The sequence below is a fragment of the Paenibacillus polymyxa genome (assembly GCF_001719045.1).
In the GTDB taxonomy this organism is placed as follows: Bacteria; Bacillota; Bacilli; order Paenibacillales; family Paenibacillaceae; genus Paenibacillus; species Paenibacillus polymyxa_B.
The window spans coordinates 4,086,567-4,110,259 of the sequence record NZ_CP015423.1 but is presented as its reverse complement, the minus strand read 5'-3'; the positions used below and the strand labels follow the sequence as shown (position 1 = coordinate 4,110,259).

The window sequence follows — 23,693 nt, the reverse complement described above, 5'->3', positions numbered from 1 at the left end:
ACTCTTATTTCAGTCCGATTTGCTCTTTGGTGTAATAGTGACTGCCGACAATATCCTTTTCCACATTCGTCCGATCCACCGAGATTGGATCAAGTAAGTAAGCAGGAATGATCTTTTTACCGTTGTTATAGGATTCGGTGTCATTCACTTCCGCTTGTTTGCCCTGTAAAATGCTGTTGGCCATCACGACCGTTTGCTCAGCTAGCTTGCGGGTATCCTTAAATACAGTTTGCGTCTGCTCCCCAGCCACAATCGACTTGATCGAAGCCAGCTCCGCATCCTGCCCTGTAATGATCGGCAGCGGCTTGTTCGCTGATCCATATCCGACCCCTTTCAGGGATGAAATGATACCGATACTGATTCCGTCATAAGGGGAGAGTACCGCGTCCAGATTAGCCCCCGAATAGTACGCACTCAGCAGATTATCCATTCTCGACTGGGCCAAAGCTCCGTCCCACCGCAGTGTAGCGATCTGCGCCATCGTCATCTGCTTGCTGCGCACGACCAGTTTGCCGGAATCCACGTACGGTTTAAGTACAGACATCGCGCCATTAAAGAAGAAATAAGCGTTATTGTCATCCGGTGAACCACCGAATAGCTCGATATTGAATGGGCCTTTGCCTTCCTTAAGTCCTAACTTTTTCTCAATATACGCCGCCTGTAGCACGCCCACCTTAAAGTTATCGAAGGTCGCATAATACGTCAGATACGGTGTGTTGCGAATCAGACGGTCGTAAGAAATGACCTGAATGCCTCGGTCGTGTGCCTTCTGAATCACATCCGTCAGCGTGTTTCCGTCGACCGAAGCGATCACCATAACATTGACGCCCTTGGTGATCATATTTTCGATTTGGGAGATTTGGTTTTCCACCACGTCCTCGGCGTACTGTAAATCCGTTTTATAGCCTTGCTCCTGAAACAACCGGACCATATTCTCTCCGTCCCCTACCCAACGCTCGGACGATTTGGTCGGCATGGAAATGCCCACATAGCCTTTTTCCTTGCTACCCGTTCCACTCTCCGCCAAATTACAGGCCGAAAGCATCAGGGCCAAAACCAGAAGCCATACGACAACAGCTCCTTTTTTCATATGAAGTTCCCCTTTCCTCATGTGATGCGGGTCAATTTGAAGGTAAGTGCTGATTAGAGTTGAAACGAGATAGCGCTTACATAAGTGAGGCAACGAATACCTCTCCTTTTTTTATGTGCAAACACATGGTATCATTCCAGGCCGGGAAAGGTCTTTGCTGGTTTTGAACTTTTTTTATAAAATTTTAACCTTTGTGTGGCGAGGGAGGATACGGGATTGGATTTGAGGAGAATGGAGATTGTCGGGAGAGCGATCATATATTTTGAAAACGAAAAAAGACTTTAGCCTGCTCACGATTGGCAAAGTCTCAATTTGTAGAATTATTAAATCGGCTATCTAAAGAGTTCACACAGACCCATGCTCCAACGGAGCCACAGCTTGAATATTTATGTTATACGACGGAATCACTTCTTCGATCAATCAGAATTCTTCCTTGATCTTGATCTGTCATTGCTCTGCTATGTGTTCCAATAAATCTCCTGGTTGACAACCTAAAGCCGTACATAATTTATCAATTACTTCTAATGACACATATTCATTCGTATTGAGCTTCGCCATTGTAGCAGACGAAATCCCCGTCATTTTAAGTAAGTCCTGCTTCTTAATTTCCCTGTCGATCAATAATTTTTGAAAAGGTTTGTAACTAATCATCTGTTATTCCTTTCACACATGAAGTGAATTTTCTTTAATTATATGAAAGTATATTTTCTTTATCAAAAACAACTCCAGCTACAACCAGTTCTCATCCGAATGGAATCTTTACTTCAAGCAGTTACACGAACTACTATCAGAGGATATACAAAAGACTCTATTCCTTTTTGATGACGCAGATCTTTCTGTTCAAGCTATTTTAGAGCGTGAAATCTATTTGCAAGGTTTTAAAGATGCTCTTCATCTACATAACGAATTAGATTTATCTTTAGATTGAGAGCCTATTGGCTCTTTTATCTTTTGATTCTGTCGCATAACGTTTCCGAATTCACGACCCAACGCATGCTGGGTGTCCGGCTCATGCCGGACCGAGGGCGTGTGCCCGATGCGTAAATATTTTGTTAACTGATGCCCTGATTTTTTATTTCAATTCCAGTTACATTTTTTAGTTATTCTTTGAGTGTTTTAATATTTACTTTCTCAATTGAAATACTTATCATTCACCCAATTCAATTCATTATAAATAATATCTAATGATTTTATTTATCGACTCCGCTTATATATCTGATTGTTTCCTCAATATAATCATTATGAGAATTATTATAATCACTTAAAAATGCTCTTTCGTTACTAGAATCTCCTATACAAATCAATGTAGCTTTATTAAAAAAATAATTTTCATTATAGCCTTTTATAGCTTCTCTTTCATTTTTAGAGTCTGCTATTGAGACAATTGTTTGAGTATCACTAGGTTTATATTTTTCTATGAACTGTAATATTACATCTTTATTATCTGGATCTATATCTTCCTTAAAAATCGCATCAAGCATAAATGGAAGTCTATGGACATAGCCAGTTGCTTTAATATATTTGTTGAAAGCAAAATGATAAGCCATAACCGTTTTGTGCAATTCGACCCCTTGCAAAGGGAATGCCGTAATCTCGAACAAATGGTTATACCTACGTTCATTAAGATTAACTACCCCCATTGCTTTTAAATAATTTACAAATAAGACCGAAAACTCCTTACCTTTTTTATTACGTTCCTGCAAAACTTCTTCTTCTGTTTTAAACTTCTTTAATTCTTCTTTAATTTGCTGCTTTTCTATTACAAGTTGACCGGTTTTTTTCTCACAATTCTCTATTAGCTTCACATTTGCTTTGTTATCAAGCCAACTCTTTAAAGTAATGCCAGACTCATTTCGTCTATTCAAAATATTATAACGCTGTGATAATTCCAACTTTTCTGTTTCTATTGATTTTCTTAAAGAATTTATTTCTGATTTCACCTTTTTAGATTCTAATTTACAATTTTTGATTTCGTTAATAGTGTCATTTTCTTCTTGATAGTACTTGTACCAATCTGAAATATTATCAGGCAATGTTTGTTCACAGGTTGGGCATCTACCATCTTGAGGAGCTTGTTTTTTATGATTTAATAAAACTTTTCGTAGAACACTTTCTCTTTTATTTAAGAAACTGAGTTCATTACACTTTAAAGTGTAGTTCTTTTCTAAATCGATTAAAGCTGACTGTTTTGAGCTATACTCTTCTAAATATTCAATTGAAGTGATTAAGTGTTCTTCGTCCACCAGCTTCGATACAACTAGTTCTTCATTATTCTTTTCTACATTAGAAAAAAATTCTATTTCATTTTCTTTACTTCTAAGAAGCCGTTCAAGCTTTGACTTCTCTTCTCGATCCGTAAAATTTGTAATTCCAGTATAATAATCTAAATAGTCTTCTTTGAAATTCTTAAAAAATTCCAGGTTATTAAATGACTTTCTAAGGTACACCCAGCCAACAGACTGTGCAACATAATATGGTAAAACTAGCGACTCTAACGGAGCACTTTTTATTGTACCTTTTTGCTCTAATTTCAAATAAAATCCTAAAATTTTATTTATATATTCTTTTAATCTTACATGCTCCGTAGATGTATTAGCACTTATACCTATAAATTTTTTGGTTGGTGCCTTATTTGATACTATTACTAATGTTTCATCTTCCCTTACAAATGAGATTTCTTCAATTGCACCGTTACGAAGCAAACTACAATCGAGTCTAAAAAAAACATTGTATTCTAATATCTCACTCAAAAGATTATTATTCTCGTTAATCCCTATTGCATATAAAATAGAATGAAACAGTGTACTTTTGCCAGATGTATTTTTTCCATATACTATATTTACATTTTCTCCAAAACAGCAATTAAAAAATTTTCCTTTTTCTTCTGAATACACAAATAATCTATTAAATTTTAGTTTAGTATTCATCAATATCCTCCATCTCTACATATGCAGCATATATTGCAGCTTTAATTTCAATGTTACTTAGTTGCGAGTCCATTGATTCGAAAAACTTTTCACATAAATATTTAACACACTCAATATGCGTTGTATACTGTGTAGTTACATTTAAATTTTCAGCTACAAACCTTAAAATACTTTGGTGTTCGCCTTGTTCAAGATCTTTAAATAAATCGAAACTATTCTCAAAATAAGATACAAATGACCTGCGTTCCTTCACAACTAAATCCAAATCATTACAAATCGTTTCTGACTTTGCACGCCAAAATCTATAGGCCATTTTCTTTTTAGTTATAATGTTAAATACCTCATTTATCGTATTAGATTCTATTCTTTTTGACTCGTCTAAAATTTTAGCTTGATTTCCTTGATTAAATGTATTTTCTATTTTTCTGAACATCATAAGTAATGTCTCTATAACAGCCTTTGAGTCACTTATCTTGTCGCCTAACAAATCTTCACATCTTCCTATAAGAACTGCTAATTGACTTTTAGCAGTCTTGGGTAAATCCACAAATGATAAGTAAACATTAGAAAGCTGTTGTTTTGTTTGAAATCCATTTAGTTCAATTTGCTCGATAATCTTATCTTTAATTTCTTCGTCAATCAGTGTGAAACGCTGTTCGTTGTTTGCCTCATTGATAATTAAACTCTTTTTCTCACCTTTCTTTCTCTTTCCGTTATTCAATTTAATCGTATGATTAGTAGTAAAATAAAGCTTATGTGAGTAGGAAAGTGATCTAGGAAAATTTTCATTAATTAATGTATCCCCAACGATAGTAATTTTCTTAATTATTTCGAACAGTTCTTCACTCATCGTCCATTCTGAAGAAGCCTTTTTCACTTGATGTGAATTCACAAAATTAATATCATTATTTTCATCTCTAAAACAAAACAAAATATCATCGTGGTGTTCAATTGATAGAAAATAATTTTTGTCTTTTAAATTTTCGTAGTCTTCAATAATGAAAAATAAAGCACAATGTTTTTGAAACTCAAGACCTGTAGAATTATGCACTCCTGCATTAACTGATACATTCGTTTTACACATAGTTTCCCCCCTGATTTATGATAATAAAATTCCAATAAGATATATCTATAATCTTTAAAATGTAAGTTAGTGTTTTTGAACTCTTTAGATATACTAAACTATTTTTCAATATAGATTTTTAGTAAAAGTCTATAAATTAGGTTGTTTTCGATTTTTATAAAACTTAAGTCTTACATTTTTTAAAATGATCTTTGATTTGATTTTATTAATTTTTTATAAAGTAACTGTACTTTGAAAGAGATTACTCTTTCTTGGATTCATTCGTAATTCCTTATTTCTTCATTGTTTAGACACTCACCAGTACTCATATCTATCATCTTTAATATTTCAAATCACAGTAAAGGTTTCAGTTAACGTTCACTGTATTCACGATCTGGCGAATGCCGAGGTGCCCGGCTGCCCTCTACTTCCTTAAAATGCTTCCATGCCGGACCCAGGGCGTATACCTGCCGCGTGAATATATTGTTATCTGAGGTCGTTATTATTGTGTATTCTTTTTACTGCACGTTCTTTTATAATTCCATCAGAAAATATAGTTTTCTTCTTTCCTTTTTCTATATATTCAATTACGCCTATAAGCTCTTTAGAATAGTCAAGTTCAATTCTTTCTATAACTGGAGGTGCTATAGAATATTCAACCTTGTAGCCTTTCAATTTCATTCGCAAGTCACTATAAGTAATATAAGCCTCTTCAAACTTCTCTACTTTTGTAAAATCACCATATTCTTCATTTTGAGACGAGGTTAAGCTATTCGCTAAATCATTAATAGAATATTTGTTGTTATTAATTACATCTTCAATTATGATTTCGGTACTCATTCCTGAAGCTTTGATTGGTTTAGTCACGTCTAAATTTGTGTTTTTTTCCAGCCATTCTTTATCTACTACCGGATTGAAAGTTCGGATGATTGGAGGGGCTTTAATATGAAAATCGATACCTATTATTTTTATTAGTGGAGTACCGTTCTCATCCATCCAGTCAGAGTCATTTTGTTCTCTAACAATCAATAAATTGATCTTATTTTGCTCAGCCTTTTTTTTAGCTCCTGATTGATAACCTTTTTTAGTCGCAAAAACTAATTTCAAATCAGGAATATCTCTTGCTTTACCAACAAATGCATCAATTTTATCAACCGAAATATCAGAGTTGTAATCCTTGCATTCAATCACTGATTTATAAACTAGTCCTCCAAGCTCATATTCCCAGTAGATATCAAACTGTCTTTCAATTCCACAATTATCTTCAATCAGTTTATTAACTTCTACCTTGATATTTTTTTTGAATGTAAATTCATCAGAATCAAGAATTGCTTGCTGTAATTTAGCAACAAAAAGTTCGTATTCTTTTCCTGTATTCTTCATCTTAATACTCCTGATCATCATTTTTGTTTACGATTTCAGATAACGTTTCTATATTCATGAACCCCGAAGGGGTCGTCTGCTGAAATTCCTCCCCGAAATCCATCCGCAGACCAAGGCTCCGAAGGAGCCCGCTGCTTGAATATTATGTTATACGACGGATTCACTTCTTGAATCTGCCCTCACTATTGATTATCTCCAGGTAGATATTCAATCAAATCAGATAATTTACAGTTAAATGTATCGCAAAGCTTGAATAGAGTCTCCAGCTTTGTTGTTTCTATATTTGTTTCCCTATATAGCTTATTAATTGAATTCCGACTCAATCCCGATTTTGCCATCAATTCTGTTATATCATCTATTCGATGTTCTGCCATGAGTTCCCTTATATTACACTTGATTACGGTCATCTTTTCCCCTCCATAATTCTATCTTATCTCCCATATCAGTAATCATCAACGAAAAGCAAAGATTTAACTCTACAAAGTCAAATATTCACCTTGTAATTAACTCTATAAAGTTATATAATAACTCTATGAAGTTAATAAAAGGAGGAACAACATATGATTAATGCATTAGAATCATTGACAGAGCCACTTATAAGAATACGTTTAGAATTACTCTTTGCTGAGCTTCTGGAATACCATACGGAGTACAATCAGCTTTCTTCGGAGACAGATCGATACTTTAGAACGCTTCGCGAAGCGTTACCCGATCAACTTCAACATACGGCTTTTCTGTACGAAGATGCTCAAATTTCTCTCCAATCCATCTTAGAAAGAAGCATCTACATACAAGGTTTCAAAGACGCTCTACAACTCTTTAGTGAATTGAAAAATTCTAACATCTAGAGGATCACATGATCCTCTTTCCTATTGTTTTTAATTCTGTCGTATAACGTTCCTGTATTCACGACCCAGCGTATGCTGGACCCAGAACGAATGTCCGCAGCGTGAATATTCTGTTATATGATGTCGGCAACTTCATTGAAATACTCTTACAACCTTAATCTCTCAAATTCATTTAATTATTTTTGTTCAACTTTTTCACTACCAAAATACTCTTCGTATTTTTTTTGTGCACTTTTGTTATCAGGAAAAAGCAAGCTATCAATTAAAACTCTACCTTTTTCCTGATCTTCTTGTGACCAACTCTTATTCCATTCTTCTTGTGTCTCAGATATGCGTCTTCCACCTAGTACCATTCTAATATCTTCATCTGCTTCAATCATTGCCCTCTTACTTTGAATTATTCCTGGTTGCAAACAACTAACGCTATCAATAGCCCTCTGTAAGACAACATTAGTTTGATCCGGCTTAATCAATGTATATGGATAGTTGGCTTCAAATTCAGCATTAAACTTTTCAATTGCACTCGGAAATATTTCTTTATTCCATAAAATAACTAAAAACATAGCAGACCCAAATCTTATAGTGATAATATGATCTGCACGACGAATTTTCATTTTATCCTGAGCAATGGATTTTCCACGTTTTCTATTAAATTGAATACCATTGATTAATATTGAAGGAGAATGAAGAACATAAAGTGGCTTATAAGAACTAATTGGGCTTGTAAGTAATGCCTTATCTTCACCGAAAGCTGTCATATCAACATGAATGCCTCCAAATATCGAAACTGGAGGTACCCTGTCTTGGATATCGTCTGTAATAATATATTGAATTTCATCATTAAACCAATTACTTTCAATTCCAGCACTTCGAATTGAATTATAAATTATTTTCAATAACCATCGTTGAAGAAGATGATAATCATATTCCATATTAATACTTGAATTCTCAGCATATTTCGATAAGAAATATTGCCGAATCAATCTCACTCCATAAGCATCCAATTTACCAAGCAAATTATTATTACAGTTAGCACATACATCTTTAATGGACTGTCCTTGATTATCTTTATACATTCTACTTTTTGTAGTTGTAGTATTAAAAGTTACATCCTGATCTGGATACATTTCTAACAGACCCGAAGGAATAATATGTTCTTTTGTAAAGCTTGTAGCTTGCATACCGCAATAAGAGCACTGTTTCATAAAGATAAATTCTCCTTTAATTTCAATCACGAATTAGACAGAATCTATTTTTGCTGATTTCCTATAACATTCCTGTATTCACGACGCTTGGCGAATGCCAAGTGTGTCCGACAGCTTCCTACTTCTCTAAAATTCTTCTTGCCGGACCAAGGGCGTATGCCTAACGCGTGAATATATTGTTATCTGACGGTTCATTCTCCTTTGAATCGACTCTCAATTTTATCTTCTATCTGGTTGACAACATCATTTAATTTTACTGTTTCATCAACTTTTGATTTATCTACCGTATCAAGATGTCCATGAAATACTAAGTTTCTATACTTGATAACTTCTATAAATCTTTCATATTCATCATGATTAAGAAGTCCATTTTTGTGAAACGTCTCAACCACTTCTCTCAAAGGTATATAATCTCTCTGTGAATTCTTAAGTTTAATCGGAATTAAATATGCTTGGTATTTTGCAAATGTATCTTTTGTTTTTCTTTCTAATTTAATAAATTCAGAGGCAAATTTATTTTCATCAACCGGTTCTATCGGCTTTTTATAATCTTCCTGAAGTATTTGTTCAGCAGCTTTTTTCAATTTATTTGGATCTATCATTTGAATTACAAATTTGATCGCTTGAAAAATTGTTATTAAAATCATTGCAAAAGTTACTGTAATTAAATACGGTTTTCTTATAAAAAAATCTTTAAATCCATTTATCCAAAGTACAATAAAACATAAAAGCAGTGTAATACCAGTTAACCAAGAAAGGCTGAGTATTTTACTATAATATTCAACTTTCAACTGATGGTTTACCTCTATCTTGCTCTCATCTTTATTTTCAATACTATCCATTGCCTGATAGATTAATGCATATCCCGCTAGTATTAATGCAATAAGTGCAGCAATCGTTTGGGCAGCGGTGCTAAACAAGTAGAAAATATTTTGTTGATCTACTACTGGAGATATAAAGTAGGAATTCAAAAAATCTTTGATGAAATTCATTTCTCTCTCCTCATATTGTGAAATGTTAGATAACGTCTTATTTATGAACTTCGTGAAAACAAGGAAAATAATAAATTAAACGAATCATCGTATTTGAAATAGTCCTTTTGAATCATGTTTATATTGTATCATCAAATGGAAGAATATTACGACTGCTAACTATAGTTAAAAACAAAAAAAACTGCCTTCACAACAGAAGATTTTTTGAAAAATTGATTCAGACGAACATCTCATCAATGGCATGTACATAAGAATCATCAAACGTTAACTATACATAATATATAAGAAAATAGGTTTATTCCATGTGTACCACTTGACATTAAGCTTCATCCACATCAATTAAAAACACCCGTTCCTGAAATCCGCCCCGTGCCTCGGCTTTGTCTGCCCGCAGCTTGTCCAGCTCTTCTGCATTCGCCCCATGTACTTCTGCCAGCGCTCGGATGACTTCCAGTATATCCGCCAGCTCTTCCAGCGCATCCTGATCTTTGTCCGCTTCAAAGTATTCCTCTGCTTCTTCACGAAGCTTCGTTCTCAGCTCCTGCTTATATTCCTCAGGATCCAAAATGCGTGTCCGACATTCCTTGCCCTGAGACATAATAATATGCGGAATCCGATCCCGCACCAGTTTGTTGTATGTAGGCATATGAAATAACACCCTTTCTGATGTGGAAGCGTTAGCCTGCATCCAACATCTTCCTTTTCGTCATTATATCATTGGCTCAAAAAGAATCGGGTATTATTGATAAAAGATCTAACGACTCATTAAATGGATTTCCTTTATAAATAGACGGATACCGCTTAGACGGATCAGCTACGATCCGCTGTGACAGAGACTCTAGAATAGAGTCCGTTTTATAAAGCAACTTGTCTACTTCCCCCAGCTTCATCGGCTCTTTAGATACATCATCTTCTCCCGAAACCAGATAATGTACCGTACCGATAAACAGCACCATATCTAAATTAGGCTCAGCATCTGTGTGAATTAACGGGAACAGGTCGGTGACGGATAGACGAATATACAATGGTATGATTTGGTTTCGATGAACATAAATGGCCTTAGCCATAGAAAACATCGCTTGATCACAAAGAATGAGGCAGTTTTGAAACTGATGATGGTCGCGCATCATCTGTGCAAGCTTGATCTGGTATTCGGCAAGCTTTTGAAAATCCATCATGCAATTGAATATGTAGGTGTCACTGTACTTAGTCAGTTTGAAATTGAAATCACTATGTAGTTGGGGACTTAAGGAGTAATGTTTCAAGGGGAATCAACTCCTGAATTAAAATTTCATAAATGAGGGTTTTGCAAAATCCTGAAACAAATGTGAGCAACGTAGCACAATTATGTAACCATCAAGATGTATAATTTTCTAGCTACCGGACAAGCTTCATAATAAATATTACTATATAGTAGTTTTTAATTCAATTTACTTACTAACACTTATTAATTAGATGTAACTCTTTCTCTACACTTCTAACTAGAGGATTTTGCAAAATCCAATAAGCGACTTCCAATTAATAATATATAGATTGAGATGATCTAGTTCGTCTATATATTACATTTTGGAGCGATTGGAATCGAATTTTGTGAAATTCTTACTATAGAGAGGTGTATTCATGTCAGAACTTTTGGAATTAGTCGGTACACGTATTCGAGATATTCGAAAGTCTAAAGGGCTTTCCCAAGAAGCTTTAGCCGAAAAAGCAGGATTCAATTCGAGTTATATTGGTTTCATTGAGCGTGCGGAGAGAAATATATCACTGAAAAATCTGGAGAAAATAGCGAAGGCATTGAACGTGGGCGTCTATCAGTTGCTTACATATGTGAAGGAAAATGATGAGCTTACCGAAGAAGATTCGAGTATAAAAACCATTTTAACTCTCCTAAGAACTCGTGAATCCAAAGATACTGAACTGGCACTAAAGATTCTTACGGACATCTTTATAAGAATCGATGAACGATGAAACAAAAAAGGAACTGCACTTTGCAGTTCCCCACCAATCTCTTACGACAATGCCAACATCGCTTTCATATCTTCCTCTGCTGTTGTAATCAGCTTCAAGCCAAACATCTCCACTAGCACATCCAGTACACCAGAAGAAATAAACTCAGGCGGCTTCGGCCCAATGCGAATATCCTGGATGCCAAGGCTGAACAAGCCCAGCAGGATGGCAACGGCTTTTTGCTCAAACCAGGACAACACAATGCTGACAGGCAGTTCGTTCACCGTACAACCGAAAGCATCCGCCAATGCCAGAGCGATTTTCACAGTAGAACCCGAATTGTTGCATTGCCCCAAATCAATATAACGCGGAATTCCTGTATCTCCAACGGTTCCATAATCCACGTCATTGAAGCGGAATTTACCACAGGATGTGGTCAGAATGACCGTATCGTTCGGCAAGGATGTAGCCAGCTCGCGATAATAGTTGCCGCCTTTGCCTGGTGCGTCGCAGCCTGCAATGACAAAGAAACGACGGATATGCCCGTCTTTAACCGCCTGAATAATCTCAGGAGCCAGCCCGATAACCGTCTCGTGATGATATCCAGTTGTAAGCACCTGCTCTGAATCTACATCTGCGGCTGGCAGAGCCAACGCGCGCTCGATCAATGGAGAGAAATCGTCGTCCATGATCTTGGCTACTCCCTCCAGCCCGGCTACTTCATAAGAGAAGAAGCGGTCTGCATACGTGCCTTTAATCGGCATTACACAGTTCGTCGTAGCCAGAATTGCGCCCGGGAACTCTTCGAACAGTCTGCGTTGATCGTACCAGGCCTTACCGATATTCCCTTTGAGATGTGCATATTTCTTCAATGCTGGATAACCGTGAGCAGGCAGCATTTCTGAGTGGGTATAGATGTTGATGCCCTTACCCTCCGTCTGGCGCAGTAATTCCTCCAGCGCATACAGATTATGCCCGGTCACGACGATGCATTGGCCTTCGATTTTATTCTGGCTGACTGTAATCGGCTGCGGAATGCCAAAACGATCCGTATGCGCACGATCCAGCACATCCATGATCCGTACAGCCGCATTTCCGACCTTCATCGCCATCTCCAAATGTTCTTGTACATTAAAGTTAGAATTGGTTAAGGTCATATATAACGCTTCATGCGTGATGCGATCTACCTCAGGATCGGTATAGCCCAACTGGCGAGCATGTGTCGCATAGGCAGCAATCCCTTTTAATGCAAAAATCATCGTATCCTGCAAGCTCGCTATCGTCTCATCCTTCCCGCACACCCCAACTACTTTACACCCGCCACTCGGCGTCTGTTCACACTGATAACAAAACATATCGTTTTCCTCCAAATATTTATAGATATTTGTTCGTTATCCCCAGCGTAACAAACCCCTGAATGCGTAGGTGTGATTACACACACATTTTTTCTTACAGTTTATTATTAGACAGTGTGGGACTCATCCCCCATTTCAATCCTTCCTACTCCACCGTGTTTTCTTGAATTCCCCCGCCTTTACGGTACTGCACAGGGGACACGCCCATAGTCTTTTTAAAAGCGGTGCTGAAATAGTGCTGACTGTCGTAACCCGTACGTTCTGCTATATCATAGATAGACAACGTCGTGGAATCCAACAGCTGCACTGCTTTACGGATACGGGCACGCGTGACGAGGGTCACGAAGCTGTCGTTGAGCTCCTTTTTGAGCACGCGGCTGAGATATACGGCGGATACTTGTAGCCGCGAAGCAAGGGCTTCCAACGTCAGTTCCCGATCGGCGTAATCTTCCTGAATGAGCTGCCGGGCCCGACGTACAATGGGAGACAGCTGCGATTCGCCATACACTCGATCCCGACTCACCCGGTACGCGTCAATTGCACCTTCTAGTCCACCCGCGTTGGACTCCACATGCGTATGAACCGCTATATTCAAGTAGCGTCCAATCGCCTGTTCCATGGAAGCGCCTATCGTCTCGGGTGCCTCCTGCCACAGACATATGCCGATCAGCCCGTTCGCATCGCGGAACAACACATGCGGTCGGTCCTCCAGCAGTTCGCCAATAATATTTTCAGCGGCAAAAAGAAACAACTGACGGTCATTCTCACGCATAATCGTCTGCCGTGCCTCTGCCGCAGGCCACCGTACCACACCGATCTGAGCAGGCGGTCGCGATGGAAGCCGTAAAAACGCCAACTGTTCCATGATGTCTTTTCCCGTGTGTTGCCCTTCCATCCATTCCAGGCAAAAACGCTGGCGCAGCAGCGGAATATTCCGTTCAATCTGTCCGGCGGCTTGTTCTACATAGGCGGCACGCTTATGCTCTTCGTCCATTCGCTGACGAAGCCGCAACAGTGCAGCATGAAGCTGATCCGCATTTACCGGCTTCAAAATATAATCCTCTACGCCAAGTCGGACAGCCTCCTGCGCATAAGCAAATTCATCATGCCCGGAAATGATCAGACAGCGGCATTCTGGACGCTCTTCCCGCAGCCGCCGAATCAGTTCAATCCCGTCCATGAACGGCATATTCATATCGACCAGCACGATGTCGATATGAAGCTGACCCACCAGCTCCAGCGCTTCTTCTCCGTCCTCCGCCTCTGCTGCCACCTCCATGCCCAGTGCCGTCCAATCTATGCAATCTCGTATCCCCTCACGAATGATCGGCTCATCATCTGCGATCAATACTTGGTAACGTTTTGCTGTGCCTATGGTCACTTCTGTTATGGCCTGGTCAATCAGACTCGCCGTTGTCGAGTTGTGTGTGGCCTTTGATTTCGTCATCCTGACCCTCTCCTTTTTCATAAGGCTTCTTCAGTTGCGCCATATCCAGCAGCAACGGATGAGTGATCGTCACGCAGGTACCTGTCCCTTCTTTGCTCTCCAGTACAATTCCATATTCCTCGCCAAAAGATAACCGGATACGCGCTTGTACATTCAGCATGCCATAGCTTCTGCCATGGGTACTAACTCCCTTTTGCTTCTGCTTTACTTCCATCGCCTCCAGGGGTATTTCCAGCCATTCACGCAATTCACGCAGACGGTCCGCCGTCATCCCGGCGCCATCGTCACGTACCGTCAGCAGCAGCTTGTCGCCCTCAGCTTTAGCTTCTATCCAAATCGTGCCTGGACCACGCCTGGCCTTGATGCCGTGATAAATCGCGTTTTCCACTACAGGCTGAAGCATTAACTTCAACACGAACAGATCCTTTAGCTCGTCAGGTAGATTCAATTCCCAGCGAAGTCGGTCACGATAGCGGGTTTGCTGGATTTGCATATAGCTAGATATATGCTCAATCTCGGAGCGCAGTGGAATAAAGTCATCCCCCTTGCTCAGCCCGAGACGGAACAATCTCGATAGCGCTCCCACCATATCGGACACGTCGTCTGCTCCATTTTTTCGGGCCATCCAATGAATCGTATCTAGCGTATTGTATAGAAAATGAGGCTTAATATGCTCCTGAAGGCTGCGCAGCTCGGCATCCCGTTTTTGCCGTTCCCTCAGTTCGCTAAGTGACATGAGACGGCGAATTTGCTCCAGCATTCGGTTAAAGCTCCGCCCCAGCATTCCAACTTCATCCCCACGGTCACTCCATTGGCGAACTGTAAGATCCCCTGTCTCTGCCGTTCGCATATAGGACATCAGCCGGAAAATCGGCTGTGCTATGGAACTCGATAATCGCAAGGATGCCGTTAAGCCAAACAGACATACAATGAAAACAAAACAGATGACATAGAACTGAATTTGCCGCACTTCCAGTGTAGATTCGCGTGCCGGGAATACCCCCACTGTTCTCCAGCCCGTGAATTCGGAAGCCCTGAACATAAACAGCAATTCCCTGCCTCCAGCTTCACGGGTAAACATCCCGCTGTCACCTGCCCCGAACCATTGCGGCGGGATACGCTCAATCAAAGGCATATCCGGCCTGTACACGCTGCGCCCTTCAGCATCTGTCACCATTAAATACCCGCTTTTGCCCAGGGTTACATCTCTGGCAGCCTGCGATACAGCCCGCAGCTTGAGGTCAATCATAATCGCGCCTAGCACGCGTCCGGTTTCCGGATCTGTAACCGAACGAACGACGGAGACAATTTCACTGTCCTTGTACCGGACATGAGTGGTCACATTACGGTGGCTCGGCTGTCCTAGCACAGTGAATATGCCTGCATGCTGCGCCGCCTGTTGGTACCAGCCTTCTTCCGTCAGGCTACGCGTGCTTCGAGCGTACATTTCGTTGCTTATATAGTCGCCTTTTTCGTTTACGATCAGAATCCCTGCAATTTCAGGATATAACGTAGTATAGCCCTGCAAAAATTGCTTCATTTCATATAGTGTATCCTGCTCCTGTACAGAACTTAATGCCTGCTTGGAGCTGAGAGCCTGATTTTGCACCGAGTTCTGTGCCCGCTCACCCTGGTTTTCCGGCGTTACGATACTTACATGACCCGCGTGTCCGTCAGCCAGCGTCTTCCCTTTCCAGAACTCCCCGATATCGGGGTTAAAAGCAATCAGATACGTCATGTTTTGCAAATTTTCCATTTTGGTATCCAGCGCTTCGTTCACCTTGCCAATCAATTGCATCGTATGGTCTTCCACCTGCCGCTCAATAATCCGTTCCACCGTCCAATTGACCAGCAGACCTAATCCCAGCGAAGGCACAATGCCAAACAACAGGAACAGCAGCATGAGCTGATAACGTAAAGGCATATTGCGAAAGCGTAACCGCGGCATCATTTGGCGCACCCCTAATTGGATACGCTCCCACAATTTATTTCGCATAATAATCATCTACATTCGCCCGGGTGACCACGGAAATCCCAGTATCTACCCGCACGGGCAACGGCGTGTTGTCTCCAGTGGAAGAAGGTGCAGGAATCGTCAAATGATGATGCAGATGGAACAAATATTGAAGCGACCAATAACCCATATTCCATGTTCCCTGGGCAATCGTTGCCGAGATTGTCCCACCACGAATCATATCCAGTGTCGCTTTATTCGTATCAAAAGAAATGATTTTCAGCGGATGGCTGTTTTTTTGGCTCAGTACCGCTTCACCCACACCTGTTCCTCCCGTTGCATCGGTCACAAAAATGCCCGCCAGTTTCGGATAAGCTTTCATCAGCCTTTGCGACTCATCCCGGGAGACCATCGCGTCTGCGCGGCCATCTGCGACTTCCACCACCTTCATCGCAGGATACTGCCGTTGAATGGTATCGCGAAAGCCACGCGAGCGTTCCTCATGATTTTGCTGTCCAGGCAGCGTCAGAACAGCAACCTGACCTTCTCGTCCCAACAGCTCTGCCATTTTATCCGCAGCGGTCACGCCCGCCTTATAATTATCCGTGCCCAAAAAGGAATACGCCCGGCTCCCCGGCGCTTCGGCATCAAACAATACCACAGGAATGCCCGCATCCAGCGCCTTATTAATCACCGGAATCAGGGAGTGAGGATCAATCGCGGAAATCGCAATCCCTGCGGGTTTACGAGCAATTGCTTGCTCAATAACAGTTGTCTGCTCCTGCGCATCATAACGGGTAGCTCCCCGATACTCCACAGTCACCCCTAAAGCATCACCCGCATCCTCGAAGCCCTTGAGCCCGCTTTTCCAATACTCCAAACCGGACTGGAACGTAATCATTATATAGGTCTCTCCGATACTGCCTCGCAGCCCTTTATCCTCCCAAGTGCCATTCAACGGGCCAGATTGTTCATACCTGAACACATAGAGAGCAAAGGCCGCAATCAACAGCATATATACCAGCAGCGTTTTTTTCATCCTTCCTCTCCTCTTCCTGTGTGTATCCTTAAGTTATAAATTCACTTTAATTTATTCTGGTTTTACTTAGATTGTAAACGCAATCATATTAAATTGGAACTACTTCACTCTTCTTACTTTCAGGTGGCGTTAATCCTGCACTAATGTTTCTACGTTACAATACCTACAATTGTGCTAGGAAAAACATGTGCGTATCTTGCGGAAAAGGAGTGATATGGATGAGTAAGCCGCGTATCGCGGAGTGGACAGAACTACGGGGCCTTGCCTACCTCGCTGTCGTGCTTCAGCATTGCATTGGCGAATATATTTATCGCAGCGACATCCAACAGCCAGATTCTGTTATGCTCGCGATGCTGTATCATTTGACACGTTTTGGCACACCGACGTTCGTTTTCCTGTCTGCGGCGCTGCTATTTTATAACGGCAACAAACCGATTGGCTATCCTCGCTATATTGGCAGGCGGTTTCGAGATATTTATGTTCCTTTCCTTTGCTGGACTGTTATTTATTGGGTATGTACTCAAAACTGGTCAACGTCGCAGTGGGGAAATATTTATTTTTACAAAGGTATGTTCGAGGAAATGATCATCCCGGTCAGCGGATATCATCTATGGTTTGTAGTGATGATCTTTCAGTTTTATATTTTGTTTCCTTTATTTGCAAAAGCAGCCGGGCAGGTTCAAGCGTTTCTACGTCGTTACAGCACGAAAAGACGCAAACAGCTTGTTGTGGCTATTATGCTGATTGCCGCTACAGCTTATGCTTTGCTGTTACAATGGTCCTACTATGACATGTCTGCATGGAGCACTGGGTTGCCGTCCTTTTGGCAGACTCTGCTGGATTATCGCACCTATAACTTTGTCATGTACTTTTTCTATTTTATGCTGGGCGCAGTATGTGCTTACATGACAGACACGTGGCGTGGACTGGCCAAACAGACGTTGCCGTGGAATGTATTTGTGTTTATTGGTTTGTTCATGCTCATGGGTCACACGATGCTGATCCAGTCGGGCGATACGATCAATCTTAATATTTCCACCTATTTGAAGCCAAGCACCTTTGTGCTCATTGTCTCGCAGCTGCTTTTATTGTACGGACTGCTGCTCCATTTGCAAAAAGATACACGATCCGAGCCGTTTCGCCGTATGTTGAACTGGATCGGGCGTTATTCTTTTGGAGGATATCTGGCCCATGCGCTCGTGCTGGCCTTCATATCCTACTACACCCGCTCGCTTGCACTGGGCGATCATCATTTTACAGCTACGCTCATTACGTTTATCGTCGTGGCAAGTGTTTCTCTGGGCATCAGCTGGCTTTTTGCCCATCTGCCCGGCGGCAACTGGATTGTTGGTTCCAAAGGCAGACAGCGGTTGAACTGGCATTCGTTTCGTTTCCAGTTCTTTTCCTCCAAACGTGCTTCCAAAAGCACGCAGGAGCTTGGCTAATCTTATGCGTCTGTGTTTCAGCATGGGGTTATGATTCCAATGAACTTTGACAGGGCTCACTTATTGAGCTCTGCTTTTCTGTGCCTTAGTATGCCGTCCCCTCAAAAAAGTGATTAACATTTTATGACATGAATATGTATTTTATTTTAAAATAAGTCATTATATAGAATAATAATAAACGTTACGTGGGAGAAGCCACAGTTTTGCATAAAGAGAAAGGGGAGGATGTACTGAACATAACATCGTCGTTGTTAATGTTCTGATCCAAAACATGGTGAGGCTGCTTTCTGGTCTGATACATACGGTTGTACTGATTAATCAGTTCATCCAAAAGCATAGACTGCTCAAGTACACAAGCATGTCCGAAGCCATACTCTTCGTAAAGATCATGCAAATGTTGTCTGGCGTGTTCCATCTGTTGAATTAACGTTACCGTTTCATACCTGTTCATCCTGCATACCTCCTAATGAATCTCATTTTAAGGAGGGATGTACAAATACGTCATGATCTTTTTTGAACTAAAAAATTACAAAATAATACAAAAAAATAGACCAGCGATAAGCTGGCCCATAAAAAAATAAAATTGTTTAAGCTGTACCAACATGTCCTTGAACTTGGATTGTGTTAGAGCTTGGGATTCCAGTTGGAACTGGTAGTGCAAATACAAGTAGAAATTAGTCGCTACAAATTGCAAATCCGTCTTTTCGATCATTTCTTTCCCACATGTTGTACCGAGCTAGTATTTCAGGTTCGGCATATGCTCTAAAACGCTCAAACAAACCAACGCAATTAGCAATAAGAAGTGCATGTTTAAGAGTAACAGCTTTTTCAAAAGCATCTATTAAACATTTGAAACCATATGAATATCTACCTTTATTCAGGTTATACTTGGCTAACTTGTACCAGAACCTTACGTATTCTTCTGGTAAAACCTGTTGTGTATACATGTCAGAAGACAACGGTTCCTGATGAGCTGCAATTTGGGGTTCAAAGCGCTGTAAGATATGGTCCACATCTACATTGTATCGATTAGCTACTTCAAGGACGTTCAGTAGCTCGGCAAAAATCTCATTTTCGGCAGCCATATGTTCTACGTAATCCGGCAAAACACTTATATCCCCGGACATAAGCCTGTTGACGTAAGTATTAATTTTTGCCCATTGTAGATATTGCTTCTTCCAATAAAGTGAATCAGGGTCCTTCTCCTTTACCCAACTTAGATCAGCATAACCGCGAATGTGTTCTAATGCCTGTTCATGATCTCCTTTTGCATCGCAAGCATTAGCACACAGCAATTCGGAGTAAACTATGTATACAAACAGTGGCCTGCTTAGCTTTTTTCGTGGCTCTGTTCCTTTTCGCTTAGAGTTATGAACCAAATTATATTGGATCTTTCCCATTTGACCCATTTGATGTGCAAATTCATACACCTTGTCCCACATACTTAATGATCTGTACACGTTCGCCAAATCTTTTAATGCATCTAATTGCTCTATCTCGTCTAAACGATCAACAAAAGGGGCAAATTCAATGGCAGCTTGAAGATTTATAGCTCTATCTTGTCCAATATTGATTTGGAACAAACGATACTGGCAGATCGCCAATCGCTCTGAATGCTGCTGCTTCTCACTTTCAGCCACTTTTTTGTAAAGGTAAGCCGCTGCTTCATTGTAACCGTCTTTGTATACATTTTCGGCAACTTCAAAGAGCGATGGCGGATAATTAGGGTTATCCAATAACAGAATTACAACTCGCTGCAAGCAGTCCAGTCGTCCTAGCTCAATACATCGGTATAAGAAAGGGCTGATTTTTTTCCAGTTGAGCGGAGATTCTTCAATACATTCTTCAATATAACGTTCGTAAAAATAATCCGATGGTAAATTCATTCCCGCAGTAATGCTATCCAGTTGGTGAACAGAAATAGATCGGTTACCGGTCACAATGCTACTAACTGTACCTACATTCAAATCAATCGTGTGACCAAACTTGGTCATCGTTAAGCCTTTTCGTTTCAAATAGGTTTGAATTTCTGCCTGTATCGTAGGTGTGATTTCCATGGATAAACCACCCTTTCAGCATTTTCATAAAATTTCAATTTCAATTTCAATTTCAATTTCAATAAACAATATAGTTTGGAAACTAATAGTATAATTATTGATTTTCCTTCACGATAATACCATCTTTTGGAACAAACATAAATACTTTTACTTTATTGATTTTTATATTTTTATTAGGAGATCATTGGATGTTGGACAATGGAAGGAGAAGATCACTTGAAAAATACAGGTATGACACGTCCATTGGATACGTTAGGTCGAATTGTTATTCCTAAAGAGATGCGAGCCTCTATGGGCATTCAAGCTGGTGAGTCCTTAGAATTTTATTTAGATTGTGAAACAGGTTTATTGAGTATGCGGAAGTATATTGGAGTCTGCTGTCACTTATGCTATTCGATTCAGGATTTAAGCTATTTCAGGGATTCATTTTTATGTAAAAAATGCATAAACGATCTGAAGGGAAATATAGGCGTGAGTCCATTACCTGTTCCTGTCGTAAAGAAACCTGCGTACAAGGAAAAAAGTAACCATCGGTCGTCTTCATAACAATTAGTTGAAAATCTAAGAAAACTCATGCGCGAGCATCCAACAGCCAAGCAAGGCGAATATGCTGAATGGCTCGGCGTATCCCAAGGCCGTATTTCCCAGCTTAAAAGCTGTTATAGGTATCGCTCGGCTCACATTCTAGCAAAGCTAAATAACCAGTCGCTGGTTGATTTCGTGCGACTGGTTATTTCAACTTCTAAACCTGAACGAATTACCACTCCTACCCATGACCACAAAAATTAGAGACTCCAAAAAAACAATCAGACTATATTTGCTGTAAATTATGGAATTAAACCTATCAAGGTGATATATTCTGACTATATGTAAACTTCCTGAAGGCACGTCTAACGAATACAAAGCTACAAAATTAAATGTTGGAGTGGTGTATAAATGAAATCACATGTTCTAATTTATGATGGTTATGTGAGTTTTGAAATTATGTTAGCAACCTATTTTATGAAAACCAAAGGGGACATTGTTACGATTGGTGTAACCAAAGACCCAGTGATTTCCTATGAGGATTTTAAAGTTACGCCTTCGGTAGCCCTTGATGAAGTGTCTGCGGAGGATATTCAACTCCTAATTATACCTGGTGGAGATAACACTCCATTAAAGACGAACAAGCAACTTTTAGCTTTAATCAATACACTGAATAATGATAATAAAGTGATAGCGACCATTTGTTCTGCCACTGAACTTCTGGAGATAGCAGGTGTCTCCTATAAGAATCCTGTGAATCATCCAACGGGTCTGGAGATATACAAGAATATCATTACGGCTAAACCAAATAAGTATGTGGACTTTGCAATTGAAATAGGCAAGGTGATGGACATTTATACGGATGATGAAGATTTAAAAGAAACCATTGATTTTTTTAAGCTCTTTAAAGATAGTTGACTCTTCTGCTCCCCCCACAACAATCACTTTATGTATGGTGATATTTAGGATACTATAGTGAGGGAATTAGCATACATAAGAGGGGTAATTAAAATGAATGACAAATTAAAGGGGCTATTAGTGGGCTTAACCATTGGTATGATGATTACTGGTGCAACCGCAATGGCTGCATCTGGAACAAGCGTAAATGCTGTTGTGAAAAAGTTTGATGTATTTTTAGAGGGTACAAAAAAGAACACTGCCGATGGCTTGATTTACAACGGAAACACGTATATCTCTGTTAAGGATATTGGGATTGCAGAAAGCAGACAAATCAGCCTCATTAATAATAAACTGTATTTAGGTAAACAGCAAAAGATGATTACAGAAAATCAAGCACTCAATATTCTTTCTGATAAAATAAAAAAGGATGCTGTTAAATATAATTTAAACTTAATGGTTGAAGGTTTGGAAGGAACTAAATATTGTATAAGAGTTTACGAAGATTTCCCTGATCACATTGCAACTTATGGATTCTATTATGTAGATAAATACACCAGTAAAGTAACTAAATATGACATAACACAAGATAAGGAAGTAGAAATTTAAGGATGGGTTTCCACCATCCTTTTTTTATTGTCAAACGATCTACTCCTCGACTTATTCAAGAGCAGATATACCACGGTATCCCCGACTAACGCTTCAATTGAGCTTCACTCGAATCTCCGGACTTACGATCGAATGTAATCGGGCCTTTACGGTTCACAAGCCGTTTCAGATCCACGGTCATTTCATTCTTCAATTTATCAATGAGCTGATCTTCTTTGATGCCTTTGCTTTTAGCAACCTCGGCCAACGACTTCCCTTGTCCCAGCTCTTTCTCTAACTGGACAGGAGTGATGCCCAGCAACCTAGCTACTTTCTCGTTGAGATGGTGATTCAAGCCGCCAGGCCTTTTGCCGTGCCTATGTCTGTGAACATGCCCATGTCCGTGGTCGTCCTGTGGTTCAACATTCCATTGGTGGGCTGCCCCTTGGATAGAACCGTTGGGAGTGAGAGTTTGCAACGAATTACCCGGTTCGGTCCCGGAAGCTCCTGCTGCACCCGCAGTACCATACATTATCACTCCTCCATATAGGATAGCAGCGGTCAATTTCCATTGTTTTTTCATGTTGCAGACCCTTCTTTCATCCTTTTTAAAATAATATTTTCTTTTCCCGCTATTTTTATTCATATTTTCGCCTGTTAAGTAACCATAAGACGGGAAAAAGAAATTATGAACATTGCTATCACAATTACACCCAACCTTCGATCTACACGCGCTACTTGGGAACTCTATCCTGTAGAGTGAGTAAGAACTATACTTTCTACAATATAACTTGAAATTTTTCAAGTTATATATTAAGGAAAATATGATAAAATCAAATTGTAAACGTTTACAATTTGATTTTTGAAAGACATGTTGCATCAAGCTACTACAGAATGCACTGCATCATAGTGAGGCTACAGGAGAAAAGTC

General features: G+C 39.9%; 22 protein-coding genes and 1 pseudogene. 6 read left to right on the top strand and 17 right to left on the bottom strand.

What is annotated here, in order from left to right; translation table 11 throughout:
* Positions 1–4 precede the first annotated feature (4 nt).
* From chvE to AOU00_RS18335, 6 genes are all read right to left on the bottom strand, one after another.
* On the bottom strand, positions 5–1,090 hold the full coding sequence (chvE, locus tag AOU00_RS18360) for a multiple monosaccharide ABC transporter substrate-binding protein (protein ID WP_053324803.1): 1,086 nt from the start codon (positions 1,088–1,090) through the stop codon (positions 5–7).
* A gap of 447 nt (positions 1,091–1,537) precedes the next feature.
* Positions 1,538–1,741 carry a helix-turn-helix domain-containing protein gene (locus AOU00_RS18355; RefSeq protein WP_019686344.1) on the bottom strand — a complete coding sequence of 68 codons (204 nt, stop codon included), beginning with the start codon at positions 1,739–1,741 and terminating at the stop codon, positions 1,538–1,540.
* A gap of 539 nt (positions 1,742–2,280) precedes the next feature.
* Positions 2,281–4,017, bottom strand: a complete 1,737-nt coding sequence (locus tag AOU00_RS18350; protein WP_069291288.1) for an AAA family ATPase — start codon at positions 4,015–4,017, stop codon at positions 2,281–2,283.
* A complete protein-coding gene (locus AOU00_RS18345) occupies positions 4,007–5,101 on the bottom strand; it encodes a hypothetical protein (RefSeq protein WP_069291287.1) in 1,095 nt (364 codons plus the stop codon). The genes AOU00_RS18350 and AOU00_RS18345 overlap by 11 nt, the downstream gene beginning before the upstream one ends.
* Before the next feature lie 465 nt (positions 5,102–5,566).
* On the bottom strand, positions 5,567–6,463 hold the full coding sequence (locus AOU00_RS18340; protein ID WP_069291286.1) for a restriction endonuclease: 897 nt from the start codon (positions 6,461–6,463) through the stop codon (positions 5,567–5,569).
* Positions 6,464–6,645: 182 nt separating this feature from the next.
* Positions 6,646–6,870, bottom strand: coding sequence for a helix-turn-helix domain-containing protein (locus tag AOU00_RS18335; RefSeq protein WP_069291285.1), 225 nt, complete (start codon positions 6,868–6,870; stop codon positions 6,646–6,648).
* 153 nt (positions 6,871–7,023) lie between these two features.
* Between AOU00_RS18335 and AOU00_RS18330 the strand changes: the two genes are divergently transcribed.
* On the top strand, positions 7,024–7,311 hold the full coding sequence (locus AOU00_RS18330) for a DUF6809 family protein (protein ID WP_069291284.1): 288 nt from the start codon (positions 7,024–7,026) through the stop codon (positions 7,309–7,311).
* Positions 7,312–7,487: 176 nt separating this feature from the next.
* Here AOU00_RS18330 and AOU00_RS18325 read toward each other — a convergent pair whose 3' ends face one another.
* The 4 genes from AOU00_RS18325 to AOU00_RS18310 form a co-directional block, all read right to left on the bottom strand.
* Entirely contained in the window at positions 7,488–8,546 is a 1,059-nt protein-coding gene (locus AOU00_RS18325) for a hypothetical protein (RefSeq protein ID WP_237166205.1), read from the bottom strand.
* Between the two features lie 161 nt (positions 8,547–8,707).
* On the bottom strand, positions 8,708–9,508 hold the full coding sequence (locus AOU00_RS18320) for a hypothetical protein (protein ID WP_069291282.1): 801 nt from the start codon (positions 9,506–9,508) through the stop codon (positions 8,708–8,710).
* Positions 9,509–9,827: 319 nt separating this feature from the next.
* Entirely contained in the window at positions 9,828–10,154 is a 327-nt protein-coding gene (locus tag AOU00_RS18315) for a nucleoside triphosphate pyrophosphohydrolase (protein ID WP_069292084.1), read from the bottom strand.
* A gap of 76 nt (positions 10,155–10,230) precedes the next feature.
* Positions 10,231–10,773: a hypothetical protein gene (locus AOU00_RS18310; protein WP_069291281.1), complete on the bottom strand. Its 543-nt coding sequence runs from the start codon at positions 10,771–10,773 to the stop codon at positions 10,231–10,233.
* Positions 10,774–11,128: 355 nt separating this feature from the next.
* On the opposite strand from AOU00_RS18310, the gene AOU00_RS18305 reads away from it, so the two are divergent.
* Positions 11,129–11,476, top strand: a complete 348-nt coding sequence (locus tag AOU00_RS18305; protein ID WP_069291280.1) for a helix-turn-helix domain-containing protein — start codon at positions 11,129–11,131, stop codon at positions 11,474–11,476.
* Between the two features lie 41 nt (positions 11,477–11,517).
* Here the strand turns inward: AOU00_RS18305 and hcp are convergent, their stop codons facing one another.
* The 4 genes from hcp to AOU00_RS18285 form a co-directional block, all read right to left on the bottom strand.
* Positions 11,518–12,810 carry a hydroxylamine reductase gene (gene hcp, locus AOU00_RS18300; protein WP_028543172.1) on the bottom strand — a complete coding sequence of 431 codons (1,293 nt, stop codon included), beginning with the start codon at positions 12,808–12,810 and terminating at the stop codon, positions 11,518–11,520.
* A gap of 145 nt (positions 12,811–12,955) precedes the next feature.
* Positions 12,956–14,257, bottom strand: coding sequence for a response regulator (locus tag AOU00_RS18295; RefSeq protein WP_069291279.1), 1,302 nt, complete (start codon positions 14,255–14,257; stop codon positions 12,956–12,958).
* Positions 14,208–16,208, bottom strand: coding sequence for a cache domain-containing sensor histidine kinase (locus tag AOU00_RS18290; protein WP_069291278.1), 2,001 nt, complete (start codon positions 16,206–16,208; stop codon positions 14,208–14,210). Before AOU00_RS18290 ends, AOU00_RS18295 begins: the two co-directional genes overlap by 50 nt.
* Positions 16,209–16,242: 34 nt before the next feature.
* Positions 16,243–17,250 carry a substrate-binding domain-containing protein gene (locus tag AOU00_RS18285; protein WP_069291277.1) on the bottom strand — a complete coding sequence of 336 codons (1,008 nt, stop codon included), beginning with the start codon at positions 17,248–17,250 and terminating at the stop codon, positions 16,243–16,245.
* A gap of 218 nt (positions 17,251–17,468) precedes the next feature.
* Here AOU00_RS18285 and AOU00_RS18280 point away from each other — a divergent pair, with 218 nt between their 5' ends.
* Complete coding sequence (locus AOU00_RS18280) at positions 17,469–18,695, top strand: acyltransferase (RefSeq protein WP_069291276.1); 1,227 nt, start codon at positions 17,469–17,471, stop codon at positions 18,693–18,695.
* 181 nt (positions 18,696–18,876) lie between these two features.
* Here the strand turns inward: AOU00_RS18280 and AOU00_RS18275 are convergent, their stop codons facing one another.
* Positions 18,877–19,146 (bottom strand): aspartyl-phosphate phosphatase Spo0E family protein, encoded by a 270-nt coding sequence (locus tag AOU00_RS18275; protein ID WP_155765247.1) that lies wholly within the window; start codon positions 19,144–19,146, stop codon positions 18,877–18,879.
* Between the two features lie 223 nt (positions 19,147–19,369).
* On the bottom strand, positions 19,370–20,752 hold the full coding sequence (locus AOU00_RS18270; protein WP_069291275.1) for a helix-turn-helix domain-containing protein: 1,383 nt from the start codon (positions 20,750–20,752) through the stop codon (positions 19,370–19,372).
* Between the two features lie 216 nt (positions 20,753–20,968).
* Here AOU00_RS18270 and AOU00_RS18265 point away from each other — a divergent pair.
* The 3 genes and pseudogenes from AOU00_RS18265 to AOU00_RS18255 all read left to right on the top strand — a co-directional run.
* Positions 20,969–21,406 (top strand): annotated as a pseudogene (locus tag AOU00_RS18265) (AbrB/MazE/SpoVT family DNA-binding domain-containing protein); the annotation flags it as partial.
* 282 nt (positions 21,407–21,688) lie between these two features.
* On the top strand, positions 21,689–22,195 hold the full coding sequence (locus AOU00_RS18260) for a DJ-1/PfpI family protein (protein WP_061831206.1): 507 nt from the start codon (positions 21,689–21,691) through the stop codon (positions 22,193–22,195).
* A 93-nt stretch (positions 22,196–22,288) separates the two neighbouring features.
* Positions 22,289–22,783, top strand: a complete 495-nt coding sequence (locus AOU00_RS18255; RefSeq protein WP_061831207.1) for a hypothetical protein — start codon at positions 22,289–22,291, stop codon at positions 22,781–22,783.
* Positions 22,784–22,868: 85 nt separating this feature from the next.
* Here AOU00_RS18255 and AOU00_RS18250 read toward each other — a convergent pair whose 3' ends face one another.
* Positions 22,869–23,345: a hypothetical protein gene (locus AOU00_RS18250; protein WP_069291274.1), complete on the bottom strand. Its 477-nt coding sequence runs from the start codon at positions 23,343–23,345 to the stop codon at positions 22,869–22,871.
* Positions 23,346–23,693: the final 348 nt, after the last annotated feature.